Origin of the sequence: Streptomyces sp. NPDC057543 (assembly GCF_042801895.1) — a bacterium.
Classification (GTDB): Bacteria; Actinomycetota; Actinomycetes; order Streptomycetales; family Streptomycetaceae; genus Streptomyces.
In genome coordinates this window covers 1-21,741 of the sequence record NZ_JBHVFF010000027.1, presented here as the reverse complement: position 1 = coordinate 21,741, position 21,741 = coordinate 1, and the positions used below count along the sequence as shown (strand labels likewise).

The following is a 21,741-nucleotide window of genomic DNA, read 5'->3' as shown; positions in this document are numbered from 1 at the left end:
CTCATGGCCGACGTGGTACGCCCCGGCAAGGTCGACTGGACCGGCGACAACCCCTTCATCTACCTCAAGACGGACCCGGCCGGCGACTGGTCCGCGCTCTCGCTGTTCTTCCGCGTGACGGCCTCCGAGTTCGGTCCCGGCAGCCTCGTCCTCACCGTCGAGGACCCCTACGACAACCGTGCCGAGGGGGCGGACGGCCCGGCCCCCGTACGGCTGGCGCTCACCGACAACGAGCCGCTGGCCCGATTCCTGATCGACGGATTCGTCCGCCGTTTCGTGCTGTTCCGCCCGGCGTCGGCCGCGCTCGACACACTGGAACTGGTCGGCGGCGCCGTGTTCACCACCGAGGGCGACGGGGCGACGGTGCACACCGAGTCGGCGCGTGCCGGGGAGCGCGGGCTGTCCCTGGCGATGACGTGGGAAGACCTCGGCAGCCCCTTCGCCGTGGACGTCCCCGGACCGCAGTCCGGCACCGGACAGCACGAGATGTTCAGCGTGTTCCGGACGGCCGGGGCCGCGCACGTGACCGTGAACGGCGCCGTCCTGCCCGGCTCCACGGTGGAACGCGACTTCCTGAACGGCCCCGCCCAGTCCGCCGCGCTCGCGCTCTCCGAGACGTGGGTGCGCGACGGGGGCGCCGAGGCGGCGCAGGCATGACGACGACCCCGGCGACGACCACGGCACAGGAGACGGCCCCTGCGCCGACTGCCGACCAGCGGGCCTTCGAGTTGCTGGCCCGCTGCCGTCCGGCCTGGACCGGAATGACCACCGTGCGCGAGGTCCTCGGCGAGGACCGGCTGTTGCTGCACGCCGGGCCTCCCTTCGGCGACCCGGCCACCATCCCCGCTCCGGTGCTCAACTCGCTCGCCCTGGCCTGCGTCCTCGAGGGCTGGGCGGACGGCGTCGAGGAGGGCAGGCGGCTGGCCGTCTCCGGCGAGGTGCCGGTGGGCGCGGCCCAGGACCACGACATCGTGGTGCCCCTCGCGGGTGCCGTCTCACCGTCCATGGCCCTGCACGTGGTGCACGACCTGGGCCCGTCGGACACCGACACGGCCGCCGGTCCGCGCCGGGTGCGGTACGCGGTGCTCAACGAGGGCCAGGAGTACGCCCTGCGTCTGGGCACCGCCGACCCCCGGATCGTGGCACACCACCGCTGGCTCAACGGCGCCTTCGCCGAGGAACTGGCGGCCGTACTGACGGCCGCGCCGGAGGCGGGTCCCGTCGAGCTGTATCCGTTGATGTCCGCCGCACTCGCCGAAGGCGACGAGTGCCACAGCCGTACGCTCGCCGGGTCCCGGCTGGTGGCCGCGCGGCTGCGGGGACCGGTGGCCGGCGACGGATCGCCCGGATCCGGACTGTCCGAGCGGTCCGTGGCCTTCCTCGACGGCGCGGGCGCCTTCGCCCTCAACCTGTGGATGGCCGCGGCCTCGCTCGCCCTCGGCGCCGCCGAAGGGGTGCCGGACGCCACCCTGATCACCCGGGCCGGCGGCAACGGCACGGAATTCGGGGTGCAGTTGGCCGGAACACCGGGCCGCTGGTTCACCGTTCCCGCCACTGCGCCCCGCGGTCCGGTCGAGCCTGCTCACGAAGGGCGCCGTGTCCTCGGCGCGGTCGGTGACAGCGCGGTGGTCGACGTGCTCGGCTTCGGCGGCCAGGCCCTGGAGTACGCGCCCGCGGTACGCGCCGCGCTCGGCGAGTATCTTCCCGAGGACGCCGCCGACCGGCCGGCCAGGCTGCTGGCCCGCCCGTTCGCCGCCGGGACCGGACCGGGTGCCCCCTGCGCCTCGGGCGGCACGGGCAAGTACATCGGCACCAGCGCCGCCCGGATCACCGCGGCCGGTACCGGCCCGATGGTGCTGCTCGGCATGATCGAGGAGACCGGTACGCACGGCCGGATCGGCGGCGGCGTCTTCGACACCCCGGTGTCCCTGTTCCAGGATGCGGCCGCCGGCTGATCAGCTCCGGGGGCGGCCGGCCCGGATCAGCTCGGCGACATCGAGGGTCACCGGGGCGCCGATCGAATCGGGCAGCGTGGCCGTCTGCCCGGGGGCGTACACCTGGTGGCTGCCGTAACCGCCGCCTGTCGTCGGACGCACCCCCGCCCGTGCCCGGAAGCCGTTCCGCCACCCGGCCGAGTGAACGACGAAGGGCCCCGCGCACCCGATGTGCGTGGGGCCCTTCGCACGCGTATTCGCGTGACGCCGTGCCTGTTACAGCTTCTCGATCACGTAGTCGACGCAGGCCGTCAGCGCCTGGATGTCCGCCGGGTCGATCGCCGGGAACATCGCCACGCGCAGCTGGTTGCGGCCCAGCTTGCGGTACGGCTCGGTGTCGACGATGCCATTGGCGCGCAGCACCTTGGCGACGGCCGCGGCGTCGATCTCGTCCGAGAAGTCGATCGTGCCGATCACCTGCGAGCGCTTCGCCGGGTCGGTGACGAACGGGGTCGCGTACTTGGACTCCTCCGCCCAGCCGTACAGGTTCCGCGCAGAGGCGGCCGTGCGGCCGACCGAGAAGTCCAGGCCGCCCTGCGAGTTCAGCCAGTTCAGCTGCTCGTTCAGGAGGAAGAGCGTGGCCAGGGCCGGGGTGTTGTACGTCTGGTTCTTGAGCGAGTTGTCGATCGCCGTCGGCAGGCTGAAGAACTCCGGGATGTGGCGGCCCGACGCGTGGACGCGCGCGGCGCGTTCCAGGGCGGCCGGGGAGAAGACGCCGATCCAGAGCCCGCCGTCGGAGGCGAACGACTTCTGCGGGGCGAAGTAGTAGACGTCCGACTCGGTGATGTCGACCGGCAGGCCGCCCGCGCCGGAGGTGGCGTCCACCAGGACCAGGGAGCCTTCGTCGGCGCCCGCGACGCGCTTGACCGGCGCGGCGACACCGGTCGAGGTCTCGTTGTGCGTGAACGCGTAGACGTCCACGCCCGCCTCGGCGCTCGGCTCCGGGTGGGTGCCCGGGTCGGAGGCGATCACGGTCGGGTCGGCCAGCCACGGGGCGAGCTTGGCGGCCTTCGCGAACTTCGACGAGAACTCGCCGAAGGTGAGGTGCTGGGACTTCGTCTCGATGAGTCCGTGCGTCGCGATGTCCCAGAAGGCGGTGGAGCCGCCGTTGCCCAGGATCACCTCGTACCCCTCGGGGAGGGAGAAGAGGTCGCGCACGCCCTGACGCACCGCGCCGACCAGGTTCTTGACCGGGGCCTGGCGGTGTGACGTACCGAGAAGAGACGTACCGGTGGCGGCCAGCGCGTCGAGCGCCTCCGTCCGCACCTTGGAAGGACCGGCGCCGAAGCGTCCGTCGGCGGGCTTGATGTCAGCGGGAATCTGGATATCGGCCACGAACCGGAGCGTAGTACCTCAAGGACGGGGTCGAGGACCGTGTCCGTCGGATGAGACACCCGCTCCGGTACGTGGGCGGCCTACGGGGAGGCCGTGGGGGACGCCGCAGCTCAGCCCAGTTCCACCGGCAGGTCGTACAGGTCGTTCTGGGTGACGATCGGCTTGTTCCGCAGCTCGGACGCCGGAACGGCGAGCTCCAGGTCCGGGAACCGCTCGTACAGCGCGGGCAGTGCCACCCCCGCCTCCAGCCGGGACAGCGCCGCACCCGGGCAGACGTGCGGGCCGTGGCCGAACGCGATGTGGCGGTTGGGCGAGCGGGTGACGTCGAAGTCACCGGCCGTCGGCCCGTGCTGCGCCTCGTCGCGCCCGAGCGCGCCGAAGGAGACGATCAGCGCCTCGCCCTTGGGCAGGACCTTCTCGCCCACCGCGATGTCCTCCGTGGCGAACCGGATCAGGACATGGGACGTGGGGGTGTTCCAGCGCAGCGTCTCCTCGATCACGTTCTCCCACGGCACCTCCCCGTTCAGCACCTGCTTGCGCTGCTCGGGGTGGGTCTGGAGCGCGGCGACCGCGTTGACGATGAGGCTGATCGTGGTCTCGTGACCGGCCGCGATGATCAGCTGGAGGGTGTTGACGATCTCCTCGTCGGTGAGGTGGTCGCCGTCCTCCGAGGCCGCGATCAGGGCGCTGGTGAGGTCGTCGCCCGGATTCTCCCGCTTGGCGTCGACGATCTTCGTGAAGAGCGCCGTGAGGTCCGCCATCATCTGCGGGACCTCCTCGGGCGGCGTTTGCGTCGAGAAGAACTTCTCGAAGAGCTCCTTCAGCCGCGGGTGGTCCGCGCTGTCCACGCCCATCAGCTCGCTGATCACGTTCATCGGCAGCGGGTACGCGAACTCCGCCTTCAGGTCGACCTTCTCGCCCTCGGGCAGCGCCGCCAGCCGGTCCAGGCTCGCCGTGGTCAGCGCCTCGATGCCGGCCCGCAGCCGCTCCACCCGCTTCACGGTCAGCGCCTGCGCGACCAGGGTGCGCAGCCGGCGGTGGTCCGCGCCGTCGACGGTGAGCATGGAGCGGCCCGGGTTGGCGAGGCCGATCAGCGGCCAGTCCATCGGTATCTCGCCGCGCTGCCAGGCTCCCCAGACGTTGATGTCCTTCACGAGCCGGCTGTCGGTGAGCAGCTGCCGCGCCTCCGCGTGGTGGGTGACCGCGTAGCAGTGCACCCCGCCCGGCAGTTCCACCTCGGCGAGCGGGCCCGCGGCCCGCAGCCGGGCGCTCTCGCCGTCGAGGTCGGTGACGAAGGGGTCGAGGGCGATCCGGGTCATCTCTGGCCTCCGAGGGCGGTTGCGAGGGTACTTTCGGCGGTGGTTCCGAGGGCGGGCGTGGGTGTGAAGACCACCGGCAGGTCCGTCAGGCCGCGCAGCCACGGGGACGGGCGTCGGGTGAGCTGCTCGGCGGGGACGGCGAGGTCGATGTCCGGGAGCCGGTCCAGCAGCACCTCGATGCCCGTACGGGCGATGACCTCGGCGGTCTCCTGAGCCGGGAACGGGCAGCGGTGCTCGCCGTGGCCGAAGGAGAGGAACGCGTTGTTGCCGCCGGTCAGCGCGGAACCGTCGGTACGGACCTGCGGGTCCGCGTTGGCGGCGGCGATGCCCAGCAGCAGCAGGTCGCCCGCCTCGATGTGGCGCCCGCCGAGACGGGTGTCGCGCGACGCCCAGCGGCCCGCCACGTTCTGCGTCGGGGTGTCCTCCCAGAGCACCTCGTTCATGGCCTCGGCGACGCTGTGCCGGCCGCCCGAGAGGGAGGCGGCGAACCGGTCGTCGGTGAGCATCAGCCGCAGCGAGTTGCCGATCCAGTCGGCGGTCGGCTGGTGGCCCGCGGCCATCATGACCATCAGGTCCTGGGCGACCTCCTCGTCGGTGAAGCCGCCGGTGTCGGCGAGCATCCGCGTCGCGACGTCGTCGCCGGGCGCGGCGTGCTTGTCGACCAGCAACTGGACCATGGACGAGGCGAGGTGCTGCTGCCCGGCCAGTGCCCGCTCCCGGCCGTCGATCATGTCGTTGATCGAGCCGACGAGCTCCGCGCCGACGGCGTTGCCGAAGCCGTAGATCTTCGCCAGGACGAGGGCGGGGAGCAGCATCGCGTACTCGGCGATGATCTCCGTCCCGCCCGTGGAGCAGAACCGGTCGATGAGCGCGTCGGCGAACTCCTCCGCGTACCGCTTCAGGGCGAACGGGTCGACGGACTCCAGCGCGTTGCTGATCATCGCCGCGCGCTCGGTGTGCCGGGGGCCGACCGTGTAGAGGATCGACGGCTGCTTGCGGCCGATCATCGGCAGCAGCGGCCAGTCGTCCGGGATGCGGTCCCACTGGTTCCACAGGTCGGAGTCGCGGCTGAACAGCACCGGGTCACCGGTGACCTGGTGCAGTTCGCGGTAGCCGAGCACGAGCCAGGCGGGCACGTCGCCGTCGAGGACGACGGGCGCCACGGCCCCGTGGTCGCGGCGCATCTCCCGGTACAGCCGGGTCGGTTCGGTCTGGAACCGAGGGCCGGAGAGCGGCGCGCGGCCCTGGGACACGGGGCAGCCGGCGGGTGGCGCCGGGGGCTGGGTCACGAGGTGGGCTCCGGGGTCTTCGCCGGCGTGGTCTCCGGGCCGGCGGCGGACGGGGTGGCGGCCTTGCGCTGCGAGAGGGCGTGCAGGTGCTCGACCAGCGTGATCAGTACGTACTTGCTGGACGAACGGTCCCGGGCGTCGCACTCCACCAGGGGCACGTCGTCCGAGAGGTCGAGCGCCTCGCGTATCTGCTGTTCGGTGTGGAGCGGGCCGCCGAAGTCGTTGCACGCCACGATGAACGGCGTGCCGTGGTGTTCCAGGCGGTCGATCGCGTACCAGGAGTCGGCGAGCCGGCGGGTGTCGACGAGAACGACGGCGCCGAGCGTGCCCGAGAACAGCCGGTCCCACAGGAACCAGAACCGTTCCTGGCCCGGGGCGCCGAAGAGGTACAGCACCGAGCGTTCGTCGAGCGAGATCCGGCCGAAGTCGAAGGCGACGGTCGTGGACGTCTTCGCGTGCACACCGTCGAGGTGGTCGACGGCCTCGCCCGCGCGGGTCATGGTCTCTTCCGTGTTCAGCGGACGGATCTCGCTGACGGACCGGACCATGGTGGTCTTGCCGACCCCGAAGCCGCCGACGACAACGATCTTCAGTCCGTTGTCGGCCGTCGGCCGCAGGGCGGCACGGTCAGAGGTTGCGGAGTCCAACGAGCACCTGTTCCAGGATGTCGGGGTCGGGGAGCCGGTCCGCGACACGGGCGGTACGGGGGTGGCGGGCGCTGATCCGGCCGGTGTCCAGCAGATCGGACAGCATGATCCGGACGATGCTGACGGGCAGGCCGAGGCCCGCCGCGATCTCCACGACCGCGGTGGGCAGTTGGCACATCCGCAGGATGGTGACGTGTTCCGACTGCATGCCGGGAGCCGGTTCGCACTCGGAGACCACCAGCGTCACCAGGTCGAACGCGTCCGAATCGGACCGGCTGCGGCCACCGGTGAGGGTGTACAGCCGGTCCGGCGCGTCGTCCCGGCCGGGGCGGGGGCGAGTCATACGGATGCGGTCGCGTCGGCTGCGCCGGCCTCGGTGGCCGAGGGGGAGCGCGGCGGGGCGCTGAGGTGCTCGCCGAGCTGCTCGACGAGTTCGCTCATGTTGTGGCCGATGAGGCCGACGTCGGCCTCATCGGATGCGACGACCGCGAGATGGGCGCCCGCGCCCGCCTCGACGATGAACAGCACACCGCCGTAGAACTCCGCCATCGCGGACCGTACGCCGCCGGTGCCGTCACCGAACTCGACGGACGCGCCGTGCGAGAGGCTCTGGATACCGGCGGAGATCGCGGCCAGCTGATCGGCCTGATCGACGGAGAGCTCGGGGGTGCGGCACAGCTTGAGGCCGTCCCTGGACAGGACGAGGGCGTGACGAGTGCCGGGGGTGCGCTCCAGGAGCCCCTCCAGCAGCCAGTTGAGCTTCTCGTCGGTGGTCGCGGTCATGGGGTGTTGCCTTCTTCCGGGTGCGGGGGATTGGGCCGGACAGCCTGGCGGAAGCTGCTGAAGCGGGCTGCCTGTTCCTTGGGGTCGGCGGTACGCGGCCGAGCGGTCGCGGCACCGTCGGGGTTGGCGTGGGCACGGGCCTCGGCGGCGGCGAGGGTGCGGCCGCGGGGGCGCTTGGGGAGCCCGCTCTCGCCGAACCGGGGGAGGTTGCGGGTGGTCTCGGACGAGGGGGAGTCCGGGGCGTCGGTGTCGGGAGCCGTGGTGGCCGCTCCGTGCGCGGGCTCCGGCTCGGACGCCGAACCGGACGACGGCTCCGTGACCGGGGGCGGCACCTGCACCGGTACCGGCACCGCGGTCCGGGTGAGGAGCTCCTGCGGGAGCATCATCAGCGCGCCCGTGCCGCCGCGCGCGGACGGCCGGAACGACACGGTCAGACCGTGCTTGCGGGCCAGTCGGCCGACGACGGCGAGGCCTAGCCGGGTGCCGGAGAGCCCGGTCAGATCCTGGTGGGTGGCCGACACCGCACGCTCGGCGCGGCGCAGCTGCACATCGCTCATGACCAGGCCGCTGTCCTCGACGGTCAGAACGATGCCGGCCGGTACCTCCTCGACGTACACATGGACCTCGGCCGTCGGCGGCGAGAAGTTGGCGGCATTGTCGAGGAGTTCGGCGAGTGCGTGCATGATGCCCTCGGCGGCGTGGCCGGCGACCGCGACGTCGCTGGTCGAGTGGAGACGTACCCGCTGATAGCCGCTGATCCGCCCCATCGCGCCGCGCAGGATCGACTCCATCACGATCGGCTTCGCCCAGCGCCGCCCGGAGCGGGCACCGGTCAGCACGGCGATGGAGTCGGCGAGCCGGCCCGCCTGGGCGGTGCGGTGGTCGAGATGGAGCAGATCACCGAGCACGTCCTCGGCGGAGTGCCGGTGCTCCATCTCGCGCAGGTCGGCGAGCATGCTGGTGGCCAGGGCCTGCATCCGGCCGGCGGCGTTGGCGCAGGCGGCGATCGCGGCGGAACGCTCGGTGTCGCTGCGGGCCGCGCGGGCGGTGAGCCGCTCGACCTCGCCGGTGAACCGTTCGGTGTCGGCGGCGGCCTGCGTGGTGATCCGGGCGGTCTCGGCCTCGGCGGCGGCCTTGATCCGGGCGGTCTCGGCGGTGAACCGCTGGCCCTCGGCTGCGGAGGCGGACACGAGCCGGCTGATCTCGCCGGTGAACCGCTGGGTCTCCGCCGTGAGACGGGCACGCAAGCGGTTCGCCGTGGCGCGGGCGTGGACGGCGGTGGCCACGGCGGCGGACAGCGCCACGGCGGCGGCGCCCGCACCCCAGGCCAGCGTGGTCCGCACCGAGTCGGGGGCGGCGACGACCGCCCACAGGCACAGGGAACCGGTGACGACCAGTGAGATCAGCAGGGCCAGCGCGGTCGGCCGGGATGAGGGGCGCAAGTGGAGTCCTTGGGGGCGGACGGGACGAACGGGGGGCTTACGGGGCTCGGACGAACGCGGGGCTTGCGGGTGCTTTCGGGGCAGGCATGGCCTACGGGTCCGATGGGGGCAGATCGGTACGACGGGGGCGAACGCGACAACTGGAGCTGATGATTCCCAGACAAGTCGTGGTCACTATATGAGAATTGACACTCCTTTTGGGAAGTGCTTGTGGCGTTCTCTGTCACGTATGTGATTACGCATCCGACGCATTCCGACGTATTGACGTATTCGTATGGACGTTTTCGGGGGACTCGCACGGGTGCGGGCCGCCGGGTGACCGGATCGGCGGCATCCTGGGCCCATGGCCGCACATCAGAAACCGCCGGAGCGCGACGCACTCGCACAGGCCCTGCGCACCGCGGTCCGCGGAGAGGTCGACTTCGGCCGCACCGCCCGGGCGCTGACGACGATGGACGCCTCCAACTACCGCCGCGTACCGCTCGGTGTCGTCACCCCGCGCGACGCCGACGACGTGGCCGCCGCGCTCGCCGTCTGCCGCGCGCACGCGGTGCCCGTGGTCCCGCGCGGCGGTGGCACCTCCATCGCCGGGCAGGCCACCGGCACGGGTGTCGTCCTCGACCTCACACGCCATATGCGCAGGATCGTCCAGCTGGACGCCGGGTCCCGTACCGCGGTCGTCCAGCCGGGCGTGATCCTGGACGACCTGCGCACCGCCGCCGCCCCGTTCGGACTCACCTTCGGCCCCGACCCCGCCACGCACAGCCGCTGCACGTTGGGCGGCATGATCGGCAACAACTCCTGCGGCGCGCACTCCGTCGCGTGGGGCACCACCGCCGACAACGTGCACGGCCTGACCGTGGCCCGCTACGGCGGCGGCGCACTGCGACTGGGCCGGGAGTCCCCACTGCCCGGAGCGCTTTTCGGCCTCCCCGAACTCGTCGCCGCGAACCTCGCCCTCCTGCGTACCGGATTCCCCGAACTCCCGCGCCGCATCTCCGGATACGCCCTGGACGCGCTCCTTCCCGAGCGCGGAACCGACCTCGCCCGTGTCTTCTGCGGCAGCGAGGGCACGCTCGGCGTGGTGACGGAGGCGACCGTACGGCTGGTCGAGGCACCGGCGGCCCGCGCGCTCGCCGTGCTCGGTTACGCGGACGAGTCCGCGGCCGCCGAAGCCGCCCCCGGCCTGCTCCCGTACCACCCGCTGACCGTGGAGGGCATGGCCGCCGACCTCGTACCGGAACCGGCCGGACTGCCGCGCGGAGCGGCCTGGCTCTTCGTCGAGACGGGCGGCGCCACCCCGGCCGAGGCGCGGGCGCACGCCGAACGCATCCTCCGGGCGGCCGACGCGCTCGATGGTGCGGTCGTCACCGACCCGGCCGGGCAGCGGTCCCTGTGGCGCATCCGCGAGGACGCGGCGGGCACCGCCACCCGGATGCCGGACGGCACGGAGGCCTGGCCCGGCTGGGAGGACTGCGCCGTACCGCCCGCCCGCCTCGGCCCGTACCTCCGCGACTTCCGCGCCCTGCTCGCCGCCCACGGCCTGCGCGGCACCCCGTACGGGCACTTCGGCGACGGCTGCATCCACGTACGGATCGACTTCGACCTGCTGAACACGGACGGAATCGCCCGCTTCCGCCGCTTCTCCGGGGAACTGGCGGACCTCGTCGTCGCGCACGGCGGGTCCCTGAGCGGGGAACACGGCGACGGCCAGGCCCGCGCCGAACTGCTCCCGCGGATGTACGGGGACGAACTGGTCGCTCTCTTCTCCCGGTTCAAGGACATCTGGGACCCGGACGGCGGCATGAACCCCGGCATCCTCGCCCGCCCCGCCCGGCTCGACGAGAACCTCCGCTTCGAGGTGCTGCCCGAGCGCCCGGTGGACGTCACGTTCGGCTACCCGCACGACGGCGGGGACTTCTCCTCGGCGGTACGCAGATGCGTGGGCGTCGCCAAGTGCCGAACGACGGAGTCGGCGGGCGCGGGGGTGATGTGCCCGTCCTTCCGCGCGACCGGCGAGGAGGCCCACTCCACCCGCGGCCGGGCCCGGCTGCTGCACGAGATGCTCGCGGGCGAGGTGATCACGGACGGCTGGCGGTCGACGGAGGTGCGCGACGCGCTCGATCTCTGCCTGTCCTGCAAGGGCTGCCGCAGCGACTGCCCGGTGGGCGTCGACATGGCCACGTACAAGGCGGAGTTCCTGCACCACCACTACCGGGGACGGCTGCGCCCGGCGGCCCACTACGCGATGGGCCGGCTGCCGACGTGGCTGCGCCTGGCCGCTCCGATCGCGCCCGCCCTCAACGCCCTGGCCCGGGTGCGCCCGCTGGCGGCCCTGGCCAAACGGCTGGCGGGCATCGCTCCCGAACGGACGCTCCCGGTACTGGCGCGGGAGACGTTCACCCGGTGGCTGGACCGGCGCTGGGGCAAGGGCACGTTCGTCTCCTCGAACGACGAGGTGGTCATGGTCTGGCCCGACACCTTCACCAACCACCTCTCGCCCGAGGTGGGACGGGCGGCGGTCCGGGTCCTGGAGTCGGCGGGCCGCAGAACGCTGGTCCCCGGCCAGGGGCTGTGCTGCGGCCTCACCTACGTATCCACGGGCCAACTGGACAAGGCCCGCAAGGTCATGCGCCGCACCCTGGACCGGATGGGCGTCTGTCTCGGCGACCCGATCGTCGTCCTGGAACCGAGCTGCGCCGCGACCCTCCGCACGGATTTGCCCGAACTCCTCCCCGACGACCCACGGGCCGCCGAACTGGCGGCATCGGTACGGACATTGGCCCAGTACCTGGAGGAGTACGCCCCCGACTGGCAACCACCCCGCCTGGACCGCCCGGTCACCGGCCAGACCCACTGCCACCAGCACGCGGTCCTGGGCGACGCGGCGGAGCGCCGACTGCGCGAGCGGGCGGGCCTGACCGGCGAGCTGAGCGGCGGCTGCTGCGGCCTGGCCGGAAACTTCGGCTTCGAGAGGGGCCACTGGGACGTGTCGGTGGCGTGCGCGGAGGAGAGCCTGCTGCCCTCGGTGCGGGCGTCGGAACCGGGCACGGTCTTCCTGGCTGACGGCTTCTCCTGCCGGACGCAGCTGGACCAGCTGGGCGGCGTACGGGCACGGCACCTGGCGGAACTGCTGGCAGAGGGGCTGCCGCCGGAATCGGGTACTTCCTGTGGCTGAGGTACGGGGCGGCGGAAGCCCGAGCTTCGGGAGCCGAGGGCCGGGAGCCGGGGGTCGGGCCTCGGGCTTCGGGGAGGAGCTGTCAAGGGGTGCTATCCGCCTGACCGCCAGGAGGAGTCCGGCGCCCTGCCCCAGCTCATCGTGGAGGCCGCCTGCCCGGGGAACGGCAGCGCCCCGCGCCAGACGGGTCCGGCGTGGGGCGTGAAGGTCAGCGCTGGGCGGCGTAGGAGACGAAGTCGTCCCACGCGGCGGGGGAGAGGGCGAGTTCGGGGCTCAGTTGGTCCTTGGAGTCCCGGACGTGGATCGCTTGCGCGCCCTTCGCCACCTCGACGCAGCTGTCACCCTGCGAGCCGCTGTAGCTGCTCTTGAACCAGGCCAGTTCGGACGTGCTCATAGCGCTCCTCGCAATCGCCTCAACAGGCCCAGGGAGTCCTCGGGGGTCAGGGCCTGTGAGCGCAGTTTCGCATACCGCTGCTGGAGCAGGCTGATCTCTTTCGCGTGGGCGATCAACCGTCCGTTCTGCTGCCCCTCAGAGTAGGCGAACCAACGATTGTCAGGCGTCTCGGCCAGCTGCATGGGACCGTCAAGCCCGGCGTGCGTCGGCCTCCGCGTCGGCATCACCTGAAACTCCACGTTCCAGTTCCGCGCGATCAACTCCAGCAGCCGGTCGAACTGTTCCCGCGTCACCGCCTCCCCGCCGGTCCACCGCTCCAGCACCGCCTGTTCCACGATGAAGCTGAACGCCGTCGGCGGCTTCCGCGTCACTGCCAGGAGCTCCTGCCGAGCGAGCCGCGCCGCGATCCGCTCCTCCAACTCGTCCGGGTCGGGCAGCGGCGGGACGTTCAGCGACACCGCCCGCGCGTACGCCTCCGTCTGCAACAGGCCCGGCACGACCCGGCACTCGTACGTGTACAGGCTGATCGCCGTCGTCTCCACCCGTGCCCACTGCCGGAACCAACTCGCCAGTCCCGCCTGCCGTGTCAGATGCGGTGCGGCCTTCCGTAGCGCGCCGGTGTTCCCGAGTGCCACCTCCGCGCGTTCCACGAAGTCGCGGTCCGGCATCCGGCGGCCCTGCTCGATCGAGGCGACGGTGTGCTTGGAGAAGCGCACCTGGTCGCCGAACTCCTCGCGGCTGAAGCCCGCGTGCTCCCGTAAAGCTTGGACGAACGCGCCGAACGTGCGCAGACTGTCCGACACCCCGGGCTCGGCGCCGGCTCCCGCGCCCGTTCCTCCCGCCGCCGTTTCCGCAGCGCCGTCGTCCGTGTTCTCGTAGGCCACAGTCGGCCACCTTTCGCGCGCACCCGCCCCGCCGTACCGCTTCTGACTCGGCTCCATCGTCACGCCGCGCGATGCGTACCGTCCACTGATTGTGTGCGTACGCTGACTCAGCGTACGCATGCAGGTCCTCGCCCCCGCGAACCGCCAAGTGCCGGTTACCGTCGGTGTATTCACTCAGCCGCTCAGTTCGACCTCGCGCGGGAGGGCCAGGCGGCCTCGATGGTGAGGCGGGCCCGGGTGTTCTGGGCGAGCCAGCGGTGGATGGCCTGCTCGTTGGTGGTCACCACCCTGCTGGGTGGCCCATTGGGTGGTCTCCCGGTCGGGCTAGGAAGCGGAACGGGTCAGCACGGGGGCATCCTCTCAAATCACCTGCTCAAGAGCAGAGCTCGTACAGGTGGCAGGCGGTTCAGTAGTCGGAGAAATTCCAGAACATGCCCACCTCGGTGTCCGAGACGACGATCAGGCCGCAGTCCTCCGAGTAGACGCTCAGCGGGCGGTACCCCGAGTTCGGCGTCGTGAAGTCGAGTGTGCCGGGCTCGCTGCCGCGCTTGCTGACGTTGGTGTGATACGTGGCCTCGTCCCCGTAACGTGCGAGGACTGTCCGCGCCATCGCCCGCAGTTCCTCCTCGCTTTCCGTGAAGCGCCTCAAGTTGGACAGGGTGCAGCAGTCGTCCGTGAGGGCAAGGAGCAGGTTCTCGGCGCTGTCCCGGTCGATCTCCTGGAGACGCCTCGCGATGTACTCCGGGGGGTGGGCGACGAAGGGGTACGTGGGGGACGCCTCGCGCTCCGGGTTCTGGGCCGCGTCGTCGAGACCGGCCCAGCCCCGCGGGTCCGGGACCCGCGCCATCAGCGCGAGGACGTCAAGGACCCAGTCCTCGTGGCGACGCGGGCCCGTGGCGTCGTACGGGTACGCGTCCTCGTACAGGTGGCGTACCGCGGCTTCCCAGGACGTCTGGTCGACGGGCATGAGGTGCGGGCCTTTCTCGGCGGGGTCGCTAAGGCTTGGAGGAGGTACGGAAGTCGGCGTCGGCACCGAACCGGCTGACGGCCCGGATGCCGCACCGGCGGCCCCGCACGTCGCGCTGACAGGCACCTGTGACGTCCGGTGGTCGAGGAGTGAGCTGAGACGGGCGGGGTCGCTCACCCGGACCATCCGGCCCCGTGCGGGAGTTCCTCAGCCGTCGGTGGTGTCCTGCGCCACGATCTCGCGGGCGAGGGCGGCGAGCTCCGGCAGCGCGGGATGGCCGGGGGCGTCGCGCCGGGCGAGCAGGACGGGGACGGTCGGGGCGTCGAGGAGTGGGCGGTAGGCGACCCCGGAGTGCGGGTGCATCCCGGCGGTGGACGCGGCGGAGACTCCGACGCCGCGCCCCGCCGCGATGGCGGTCAGCCAGTCGTCGGTGTTGGCGACGGTGAGCGTCGCGGCGGGCCTCGCGTCCGGCGGCCACAGGTCCAAGGTGGTGGTGCCGGAGACGGTGTTGAGGACGACGGTGCCGCCCGCCAGATCGGCGAGCCGGAGCGTGGCGTGGGCGGCGAGCGGCCCGTCCGCCGCCACCGCCGCCACCCGGTCCTCGTCGAACAGCACCTCGGTGACGAGCCCCGGCGCCTCGACGGGCCCCCGTAGCAGCGCGGCATCGACCTCGCCGCGGGTCAGCCCGGCGGTGCGGTCGTCGATCCGGAGCAGTTCGAGCGGGATCTGCGGATACCGCTCCTGCCAGCGGCGGAGCAGCGGCGTGGTGTACGGGCCGAACGCGGACCAGGCGTGCCCGATCCGCAGTGGCCAGTGGTGCGGGCCGCCCGCGTCGAGCGCCTCGTCGAACGCGGCGACCGCGGCGGCGGCCTTGTCCCGGAAGGCGATGCCTTCGGGCGTGAGGACGAGATGGTGGGTGGACCGGTCGACGAGCCGGATGCCGAGGTGCTGCTCCAGTGCGGCGAGCGTACGGGAGACCGCGGGCTGGGTGAGGCGGAGCCGGGCGGCGGCGCGGGTGACGTTGCCCTCGTCGGCGACGGCGAGGAAGGCGCGCAGATGGCGGATCTCGATGCCGCGGCTCGATGTGCTTCCGGTACGGCCGTCACCGCTGCGTCCCAGGCTCATGCGCGGGGAGCATAACGGGAGCGCAGCAGGCATTTTACGTGCCACGCGGAGATACCTACCTTGAGAGGAGGTGCCACAGGGCGAGAGTGCAGTATCTTCAATCGAGCAGTGCATTGAAGTGAACTTTTTGGTTGGGGAGGAACACCGCAGGTGAACGACCAGCGCAGTGCAGCAGGGGCGGCGGACGCGGAGCGGGCCGCGGCCGTCGCCGTACCGGAGGCGGTGCCCGCCCTGGACGGGGCGGCGGCTGCCCGCCCACGGCGCCGCGGGGCGGCGCTCGCTCCGGTCGCGCTGGTGGTCGCGGGCGGCCTCTCCGTCCAGTTCGGCGCGGCGGTCGCGGTCCTGCTGATGCCGCGGGCCGGCGCACTCGGCGTCGTCACCCTGCGCCTGGCCGTCGCCGCGCTCGCCCTGATGATCGTCTGCCGCCCGAAGGTGCGCGGATACTCGCGCGCCGACTGGGGCACGGTCCTCGCGTTCGGGGTGGCGATGGGCGGCATGAACACGCTCTTCTACCAGGCCGCCGACCGCATTCCGCTGGGCGCGGCCGTCACCCTGGAGGTGCTGGGCCCGCTCGCCCTCTCGGTGATCGCCTCCCGCCGCCTGATCAATGTGGTCTGGGCGGGCCTCGCGCTGGGCGGCGTCGTGCTGCTGAGCGGGGGTGGCTTCGACCGTCTCGATCCGGTCGGCGCCGCGTACGCACTGGGCGCGGGCGCCATGTGGGCGACGTACATCGTCTTCAGTGCCCGCACCGGACGCCGCTTCCCCCAGGCGGACGGCCTGGCCCTGGCCATGGTGGTCGCCGCACTCCTCTCCCTGCCCCTCGGCATCCTGGAGTCGGGCTCGAAGCTGCTGGTCCCGTCCACGCTGGGACTGGGTGCGGCGGTCGCACTGCTGAGCTCGGTCCTCCCGTACACCCTCGAACTCATGGCACTGCGCCGGCTGCCCGCGCCCACCTTCGCGATCCTGATGAGCCTGGAACCGGCGATCGCGGCCACGGCCGGCTTCCTCATCCTCGACCAGGCCCTCTCCACGACGGACGCCCTGGCCATCGCCCTGGTCATCGGGGCGAGCATGGGCGCGGTGCGCAGCCAGGTGGGGGGCGCGAAGGGCCGCGACCACACCTGAGCCCTGACCACCCCTGGGCCACGCCCGGCCGCTCGGCGCCGCACCAGCCCGCGCGTCCGGGCCCGAGCGTCCGGGCTTGAGCAGCGTCAGGGCTCGCGCGTCAGGGCAGAAAATCACGCAAGGATGCTCGCCTATTCATGGGTCCGCTACCGTGCTGCTGGGCACACCGCCATGCCCCGAGGGGAGCGCACCGTGCCCGATGTCGCAGCCGTGATCGACGATCTGCACGACGAGAGCCAGGAACTCGACGTACTCGTACGGGGGCTGAGCACCGGGCAATGGGCCGCCGCGACCCCCGCCCCCGGCTGGAGCGTCGCGCATCAGATCGCCCATCTCGCCTGGACCGACGAGATCGCGCTGCTGGCCGCCACCGATCCCGACGCCTTCGCCGGAGAGGCCGCCAAGGCCCTGGAGGCGCCCGAGTCCTTCGTCGACCGGGGCGCCGAGGAACTGGCCGTTCTCGCGCCGGATGTGCTGCTCGCGCGGTGGCGGGACGGGTGCGCGCGGCTGGAGGCGGTGTTGCGGGCCGCGCCGGCCGGTGTGCGCATCCCCTGGTACGGACCGCCGATGAGCGTCGCCTCCATGGCGACCGCCCGGATCATGGAGACCTGGGCGCACGGTCAGGACATCGCCGACGCCCTCGGTGTCACCCGGGCCCCCACCGCCCGGCTGCGGCACGTCGCCCGGATCGGGGTGCGGGCCAGGGACTACGCCTACCTGGTACGGGGGATCGCGGCGCCCGAGGACGAGTTCCGGGTCGAACTGATCGCGCCGGACGGCGAATTGATCGCCTTCGGGCCCGAGGACGCACCGCAGCGCGTCACCGGGCAGCTGCTCGACTTCTGCCTGCTCGTCACCCAGCGCGCCCACCGCGACGACCTCGCCGTCCGCGCCACCGGACCCGACGCCGGCCAATGGCTCGACATCGCCCAGGCGTTCGCCGGGCCGCCCGGACCCGGCCGCGCACCCCAGGGAAGTGAGGAGTGACCGGGCTCAGGCCGGACGGTCTCAGTTCCGCAGGTCCGTGATCTGCTCGTACCCCTCGATCTCCCGGGGATCACGCGCCCCGGGACCGACGTAGCGCGCCGAAGGCCGCACCAGGCGCCCCGTCCGCTTCTGCTCCAGGATGTGCGCCGACCAGCCCGCCGTACGCGCGCACGAGAACATCGACGTGAACATGTGCGCCGGAACCTCCGCGAAGTCCAGCATGATCGCCGCCCAGAACTCCACGTTCGTCGCCAGCACCCGGTCCGGGCGCCGCGCGTGCAGCTCCTCCAGCGCGGCCTTCTCCAGCGCCAGCGCCACCTCGAAGCGCGGCGCGCCCAACTCCTCGGCCGTGCGCCGCAGCACGCGTGCCCGCGGGTCCTCCGCCCGGTAGACCCGGTGCCCGAAGCCCATCAGCCGCTCACCCTTGTCCAGGGCCTTGCGCACGTACGCGGCGGCGTCCCCGGTGCGCTCGATCTCCTCGATCATGCCGAGGACCCGGGACGGCGCACCCCCGTGCAGCGGCCCCGACATCGCGCCCACCGCACCCGACAGCGCCGCCGCCACATCGGCGCCGGTCGACGCGATGACACGGGCCGTGAACGTGGACGCGTTCATCCCGTGCTCGGCGGCCGACGTCCAGTACGCGTCGACGGCCTTGACGTGCCGGGGGTCCGGCTCGCCGCGCCAGCGGATCATGAACCTTTCGACCACGGACTGCGCCTTGTCGATCTCGCTCTGCGGAACCATCGGCAGCCCCTGCCCGCGCGCCGACTGGGCGACGTACGACAGAGCCATCACCGCGGCCCGCGCCAGATCGTTGCGCGCCGTCTCCTCGTCGATGTCGAGCAGCGGCCGCAGGCCCCAGACGGGAGCGAGCATCGCCAGCGCGGACTGCACATCGACCCGGATGTCACCCGAGTGCACCGGAATCGGGAACGGCTCGGCGGGCGGCAGACCGGGGTTGAACGCCCCGTCGACGAGCAGACCCCAGACATGTCCGAACGACACATGGCCGACGAGATCCTCGATGTCGACGCCCCGGTAACGGAGCGAACCGCCTTCCTTGTCCGGTTCGGCGATCTCCGTCTCGAACGCGACGACTCCCTCTAGTCCCGGTACGAAGTCGGACATGGCGGCTCCCTCGGTCGGCGGCTGTACGGAGGCCACAGTGGCCTGCCCCAAGATATTGGCGGGTTCCCACGACGCGGGGAAGCGTGACATCCGGCACAGCTCCCCATTCACCGGTGACGGATTGACGCCCCTCCTTGACGGGCGGACGCGACCGCTGCGGCAGGATGACCCCGTGCCCACCGCAGATTCCTCCTCCGATTCCACCACCGATCCGGCCGCGATGCGCGAGCAGTACCGTTCCGAGGGCTTCACCGAGGACACGCTGGCCGCCGACCCGATCCAGCAGTTCGCCCACTGGTTCCGGCAGGTCGCCGCGGGCGGGGTGCTGTACGAGCCCAACGCCATGGTGGTCTCCACCGCCACCCCCGAGGGCCGCCCGTCCTCACGCACGGTGCTGCTGAAGAAGTACGACGAACGCGGCTTCGTCTTCTTCACCAACTACGAGTCCCGCAAGGGCCGCGAACTGGCGGCCAACCCCTATGTCTCACTGCTCTTCCCCTGGCACCCGATGGCCCGCCAGGTCATCATCACCGGCCAGGCGTCCCGCGTCGGCCGCGAGGAAACGGTCGCCTACTTCCGCACCCGCCCGCACGGCTCCCAGCTCGGCGCCTGGGCGAGCGCCCAGTCGTCGGTGATCGGCTCCCGCGACGAGCTGATCCGGCGCTACGAGGAACTGGCCGCCCGCTACCCCGAGGGCGAACACATCCCCGCGCCCCCGCACTGGGGCGGCTTCCGCGTCGTCCCCGACACGATCGAGTTCTGGCAGGGCCACGAGAACCGGCTGCACGACCGCCTGAGGTACGTACGCGAGGGCGAGAACTGGCGCGTCGAGCGCCTGTGCCCGTAGCGAACCGGTCCGGACACGCAGAAACCCGCAGGCTCTGGTCCCTCCTTGCGGAGGAGCCGGCCGGACTTACCGGCGAGCCTGCGGGTCGGTGACTGCTTGGGATTGGCCGATGACCGGCCTGCACTGCAAAGAGCGCGACAACGGGCGTCAGCCCGCAGCCACCTCACGAGTCCGAGAAGAAATCACTTCCGGAACACCTCCTTTCGCGTGTGGCAGCAGCTTAGGAACCCTCGGAGAGCCTCTCAACCCATTTATTCCGGTGACTTCCTGCCTGGAGCCGTACGCGTATCCGTCACCCGGGCAGAACCGGCTTGTCCGGCGGCGACGTCGTGCCGGATGCCGCTTTCTCAGCTTTCTCAGCGCCGGTAGAAGATCCGGTCCCGGTACTCCGTCATGACGCGCCCGTTCCACTCGTGGCCGCCGTCGACGTTCCCCGACCGCAGCATCGGCGGCTCGATCCCGCGCGCCACGAGCTGCTCCGCCGCGGCGGCCATCATCGCCTGCATCACCGCGCTGGTGACCACCGTCGACGCGGGTCCGAACGGTGCCTCGATCCCCTCGGTGGTCAGCTCCGCGTCGCCGATGGAGATCTTGCTGTCGAGCACGATGTCGCAGTGGTCCCGCAGGAAACCACCCGAGGCGTGCCGGGACCGGGTGCCGTCCGCGTACGCGACCGAGGTGACGCCGATGACCTTCAGGCCGAGCGCGCGCGCGTTCATCGCCATCTCCACCGGCAGCGCGTTGCGCCCGGAGAGCGAGATGATCACGAGGACGTCGCCCGCCTCGGCGGGGCTGGAGTCGAGTACCGCGCTCGCCAGCCCGTCGACCCGCTCCAGCGCCGAGCCGAGGGTCGCGGGCATGACGTCGACGCCGAGCGTTCCCGGGACGGCCAGCAGGTTCATCAGGGCGAGTCCGCCCGCCCGGTAGACGACGTCCTGCGCGGCGAGCGAGGAGTGCCCGGCGCCGAAGGCGAAGAGCCGGCCACCCGCGGCGACCGTGTCGGCGATCGCGGCACCGGCGGCCGCGATGTTGCCGGACTCCTCGTCGCGTACGCGCTCCAGCAGGCCGATCGCTGCATCGAAGAACTGACCGGCCAGCTTGCTGTCGCTCATCGAGGAGGCCCTTTCCGGCGGTGAGAATGGTCCGTGGGGTGTCCGTGCCGCCGATCACGTTGCGGTCCGGACCAGTGGCCTGTCAATACCGCCCACGCCGCTCCGCTGCACGGTGTTCGGTCGGCGCGGCACGGTTGTCAGCGGTATGCGTCAGAATTGGGTCAGGGCCAGCGCACGACGTTTTTCATGTCACAGCATCGAGGGGCACGAATGTCCGGACTGATCGACACCACGGAGATGTATCTCCGCACCATCCTCGAACTCGAAGAGGAAGGCGTGGTCCCCATGCGCGCCCGGATTGCGGAACGGCTGGACCAGAGCGGTCCGACGGTCAGCCAGACGGTGGCGCGCATGGAGCGTGACGGCCTGGTGCAGGTCGCGGGCGACCGCCACCTGGAGCTGACCGGCGAGGGGCGCCGCCTCGCGACCCGCGTCATGCGCAAGCACCGGCTCGCCGAGTGCCTGCTCGTCGACGTGATCGGCCTGGAGTGGGAGCAGGTGCACGCCGAGGCATGCCGTTGGGAGCATGTGATGAGCGAGGCCGTGGAGCGGCGGGTGCTGGAGCTGCTGCGCCACCCGACGGAGTCGCCGTACGGGAACCCGATCCCCGGCCTGGAGGAGCTGGGCGAGAAGGCCGAGGCCGACCCGTTCCTCGACGAGGGCATGGTGAGCCTGTCGGAGCTCGACCCGGGCGCCGAGGGCAAGACCGTGGTCGTGCGCCGGATCGGTGAGCCGATCCAGACGGACGCCCAGCTGATGTACACGCTGCGGCGGGCGGGTGTGCAGCCCGGTTCCGTGGTCAGCGTGACCCAGTCGCCCGGCGGAGTGCTGGTCGGCAGCAGTGGCGAGGCGGCGGAGCTGGACGCCGAGGTCGCCTCGCATGTGTTCGTGGCCAAGCGCTGACGGATTCGTGGCCGAGCGCGACGGACGCTGAAGCGTGACGTCCGCTTCCCTTCTTTTCCGTCCGGAACCGCAGCGCTCGGACGGATCACGTGCCAGGCTGTGGCTGAGGCATACCTGAGAGTGTCGGCCACCTGACCGTGCGGGTCGGGGAGGGAGCAGGCGGATGCGCCCGTGGTACTTGCTCGTTCGGCATGTTCGGTTCGTTCCGTACGTTACGCACGTCCGGGTTGCGCACGCAGAGGGCCCCGGCGCCTTGCGGCGCCGGGGCCTGTCCTCCCC

20 protein-coding genes and 1 pseudogene are annotated in these 21,741 nt (G+C 71.8%); 7 read left to right on the top strand and 14 right to left on the bottom strand.

From position 1 onward, the window contains the following. Window positions 1-3 precede the first annotated feature (3 nt). Window positions 4-657 (top strand): hypothetical protein, encoded by a 654-nt coding sequence (locus tag ACFU8Q_RS07560; RefSeq protein ID WP_384449187.1) that lies wholly within the window; start codon window positions 4-6, stop codon window positions 655-657. After that, window positions 654-1,955, top strand: a complete 1,302-nt coding sequence (locus tag ACFU8Q_RS07555; protein WP_384449184.1) for a DUF1116 domain-containing protein — start codon at window positions 654-656, stop codon at window positions 1,953-1,955. The genes ACFU8Q_RS07560 and ACFU8Q_RS07555 overlap by 4 nt, the downstream gene beginning before the upstream one ends. Here ACFU8Q_RS07555 and ACFU8Q_RS07550 read toward each other — a convergent pair. The 8 genes and pseudogenes from ACFU8Q_RS07550 to ACFU8Q_RS07515 form a co-directional block, all read right to left on the bottom strand. Further along, window positions 1,956-2,081: pseudogene (locus ACFU8Q_RS07550) on the bottom strand (Uma2 family endonuclease); the annotation flags it as partial. Between the two features lie 129 nt (window positions 2,082-2,210). Continuing rightward, a complete protein-coding gene (serC, locus tag ACFU8Q_RS07545) occupies window positions 2,211-3,329 on the bottom strand; it encodes a phosphoserine transaminase (RefSeq protein WP_384449181.1) in 1,119 nt (372 codons plus the stop codon). Between the two features lie 110 nt (window positions 3,330-3,439). Further along, entirely contained in the window at window positions 3,440-4,648 is a 1,209-nt protein-coding gene (locus ACFU8Q_RS07540; RefSeq protein ID WP_384449178.1) for a cytochrome P450, read from the bottom strand. Beyond that, entirely contained in the window at window positions 4,645-5,937 is a 1,293-nt protein-coding gene (locus ACFU8Q_RS07535; RefSeq protein ID WP_384449175.1) for a cytochrome P450, read from the bottom strand. Before ACFU8Q_RS07535 ends, ACFU8Q_RS07540 begins: the two co-directional genes overlap by 4 nt. Continuing rightward, window positions 5,934-6,584 carry an ATP/GTP-binding protein gene (locus tag ACFU8Q_RS07530; protein WP_384449172.1) on the bottom strand — a complete coding sequence of 217 codons (651 nt, stop codon included), beginning with the start codon at window positions 6,582-6,584 and terminating at the stop codon, window positions 5,934-5,936. The genes ACFU8Q_RS07535 and ACFU8Q_RS07530 overlap by 4 nt, the downstream gene beginning before the upstream one ends. Further along, window positions 6,565-6,927 carry a DUF742 domain-containing protein gene (locus tag ACFU8Q_RS07525; RefSeq protein ID WP_266747753.1) on the bottom strand — a complete coding sequence of 121 codons (363 nt, stop codon included), beginning with the start codon at window positions 6,925-6,927 and terminating at the stop codon, window positions 6,565-6,567. The genes ACFU8Q_RS07530 and ACFU8Q_RS07525 overlap by 20 nt, the downstream gene beginning before the upstream one ends. After that, window positions 6,924-7,367 carry a roadblock/LC7 domain-containing protein gene (locus tag ACFU8Q_RS07520; protein WP_327273700.1) on the bottom strand — a complete coding sequence of 148 codons (444 nt, stop codon included), beginning with the start codon at window positions 7,365-7,367 and terminating at the stop codon, window positions 6,924-6,926. Before ACFU8Q_RS07520 ends, ACFU8Q_RS07525 begins: the two co-directional genes overlap by 4 nt. Further along, window positions 7,364-8,809 carry a sensor histidine kinase gene (locus ACFU8Q_RS07515; RefSeq protein ID WP_384449168.1) on the bottom strand — a complete coding sequence of 482 codons (1,446 nt, stop codon included), beginning with the start codon at window positions 8,807-8,809 and terminating at the stop codon, window positions 7,364-7,366. The genes ACFU8Q_RS07520 and ACFU8Q_RS07515 overlap by 4 nt, the downstream gene beginning before the upstream one ends. A 343-nt stretch (window positions 8,810-9,152) precedes the next feature. On the opposite strand from ACFU8Q_RS07515, the gene ACFU8Q_RS07510 reads away from it, so the two are divergent. Further along, window positions 9,153-11,987 (top strand): FAD-binding and (Fe-S)-binding domain-containing protein, encoded by a 2,835-nt coding sequence (locus tag ACFU8Q_RS07510; protein ID WP_384449165.1) that lies wholly within the window; start codon window positions 9,153-9,155, stop codon window positions 11,985-11,987. Between the two features lie 208 nt (window positions 11,988-12,195). Here ACFU8Q_RS07510 and ACFU8Q_RS07505 read toward each other — a convergent pair whose 3' ends face one another. The 4 genes from ACFU8Q_RS07505 to ACFU8Q_RS07490 all read right to left on the bottom strand — a co-directional run bounded on the left by ACFU8Q_RS07505 (window position 12,196) and on the right by ACFU8Q_RS07490 (window position 15,357). After that, window positions 12,196-12,381 carry a DUF397 domain-containing protein gene (locus ACFU8Q_RS07505; protein ID WP_384449162.1) on the bottom strand — a complete coding sequence of 62 codons (186 nt, stop codon included), beginning with the start codon at window positions 12,379-12,381 and terminating at the stop codon, window positions 12,196-12,198. After that, a complete protein-coding gene (locus tag ACFU8Q_RS07500; protein WP_384449159.1) occupies window positions 12,378-13,265 on the bottom strand; it encodes a Scr1 family TA system antitoxin-like transcriptional regulator in 888 nt (295 codons plus the stop codon). The genes ACFU8Q_RS07505 and ACFU8Q_RS07500 overlap by 4 nt, the downstream gene beginning before the upstream one ends. Before the next feature lie 406 nt (window positions 13,266-13,671). Next, window positions 13,672-14,232, bottom strand: a complete 561-nt coding sequence (locus ACFU8Q_RS07495) for a hypothetical protein (RefSeq protein WP_384449156.1) — start codon at window positions 14,230-14,232, stop codon at window positions 13,672-13,674. 207 nt (window positions 14,233-14,439) lie between these two features. After that, window positions 14,440-15,357, bottom strand: a complete 918-nt coding sequence (locus ACFU8Q_RS07490) for a LysR family transcriptional regulator (protein WP_384449153.1) — start codon at window positions 15,355-15,357, stop codon at window positions 14,440-14,442. Between the two features lie 150 nt (window positions 15,358-15,507). On the opposite strand from ACFU8Q_RS07490, the gene ACFU8Q_RS07485 reads away from it, so the two are divergent. Together ACFU8Q_RS07485 and ACFU8Q_RS07480 are read left to right on the top strand one after the other, a co-directional pair. Then, a complete protein-coding gene (locus tag ACFU8Q_RS07485; RefSeq protein WP_384449151.1) occupies window positions 15,508-16,482 on the top strand; it encodes a DMT family transporter in 975 nt (324 codons plus the stop codon). 192 nt (window positions 16,483-16,674) lie between these two features. Beyond that, window positions 16,675-17,469 carry a TIGR03084 family metal-binding protein gene (locus ACFU8Q_RS07480; RefSeq protein ID WP_384449148.1) on the top strand — a complete coding sequence of 265 codons (795 nt, stop codon included), beginning with the start codon at window positions 16,675-16,677 and terminating at the stop codon, window positions 17,467-17,469. Window positions 17,470-17,490: 21 nt separating this feature from the next. Here ACFU8Q_RS07480 and ACFU8Q_RS07475 read toward each other — a convergent pair whose 3' ends face one another. After that, a complete protein-coding gene (locus ACFU8Q_RS07475) occupies window positions 17,491-18,600 on the bottom strand; it encodes a citrate synthase 2 (RefSeq protein ID WP_384449145.1) in 1,110 nt (369 codons plus the stop codon). Window positions 18,601-18,820: 220 nt separating this feature from the next. On the opposite strand from ACFU8Q_RS07475, the gene pdxH reads away from it, so the two are divergent. After that, window positions 18,821-19,447 (top strand): pyridoxamine 5'-phosphate oxidase, encoded by a 627-nt coding sequence (gene pdxH, locus ACFU8Q_RS07470; protein WP_384449254.1) that lies wholly within the window; start codon window positions 18,821-18,823, stop codon window positions 19,445-19,447. A gap of 356 nt (window positions 19,448-19,803) precedes the next feature. Here the strand turns inward: pdxH and ACFU8Q_RS07465 are convergent, their stop codons facing one another. Continuing rightward, a complete protein-coding gene (locus ACFU8Q_RS07465; protein WP_384449142.1) occupies window positions 19,804-20,559 on the bottom strand; it encodes an SIS domain-containing protein in 756 nt (251 codons plus the stop codon). Between the two features lie 210 nt (window positions 20,560-20,769). On the opposite strand from ACFU8Q_RS07465, the gene ACFU8Q_RS07460 reads away from it, so the two are divergent. Next, on the top strand, window positions 20,770-21,462 hold the full coding sequence (locus tag ACFU8Q_RS07460; protein ID WP_266747775.1) for a metal-dependent transcriptional regulator: 693 nt from the start codon (window positions 20,770-20,772) through the stop codon (window positions 21,460-21,462). Window positions 21,463-21,741: the final 279 nt, after the last annotated feature.

Bases quoted from the DNA above. Each gene is read 5' to 3' on its own strand.
- ACFU8Q_RS07490 (WP_384449153.1), bottom strand. From the start codon at position 15,357: ATGAGCCTGGGACGCAGCGGTGACGGCCGTACCGGAAGCACATCGAGC.
- ACFU8Q_RS07525 (WP_266747753.1), bottom strand. From the start codon at position 6,927: ATGACTCGCCCCCGCCCCGGCCGGGACGACGCGCCGGACCGGCTGTAC.
- ACFU8Q_RS07520 (WP_327273700.1), bottom strand. From the start codon at position 7,367: ATGACCGCGACCACCGACGAGAAGCTCAACTGGCTGCTGGAGGGGCTC.
- ACFU8Q_RS07465 (WP_384449142.1), bottom strand. From the start codon at position 20,559: ATGAGCGACAGCAAGCTGGCCGGTCAGTTCTTCGATGCAGCGATCGGC.
- ACFU8Q_RS07460 (WP_266747775.1), top strand. From the start codon at position 20,770: ATGTCCGGACTGATCGACACCACGGAGATGTATCTCCGCACCATCCTC.
- ACFU8Q_RS07540 (WP_384449178.1), bottom strand. From the start codon at position 4,648: ATGACCCGGATCGCCCTCGACCCCTTCGTCACCGACCTCGACGGCGAG.
- pdxH (WP_384449254.1), top strand. From the start codon at position 18,821: ATGCGCGAGCAGTACCGTTCCGAGGGCTTCACCGAGGACACGCTGGCC.
- ACFU8Q_RS07505 (WP_384449162.1), bottom strand. From the start codon at position 12,381: ATGAGCACGTCCGAACTGGCCTGGTTCAAGAGCAGCTACAGCGGCTCG.
- ACFU8Q_RS07475 (WP_384449145.1), bottom strand. From the start codon at position 18,600: ATGTCCGACTTCGTACCGGGACTAGAGGGAGTCGTCGCGTTCGAGACG.
- ACFU8Q_RS07555 (WP_384449184.1), top strand. From the start codon at position 654: ATGACGACGACCCCGGCGACGACCACGGCACAGGAGACGGCCCCTGCG.
- ACFU8Q_RS07510 (WP_384449165.1), top strand. From the start codon at position 9,153: ATGGCCGCACATCAGAAACCGCCGGAGCGCGACGCACTCGCACAGGCC.
- ACFU8Q_RS07560 (WP_384449187.1), top strand. From the start codon at position 4: ATGGCCGACGTGGTACGCCCCGGCAAGGTCGACTGGACCGGCGACAAC.
- ACFU8Q_RS07495 (WP_384449156.1), bottom strand. From the start codon at position 14,232: ATGCCCGTCGACCAGACGTCCTGGGAAGCCGCGGTACGCCACCTGTAC.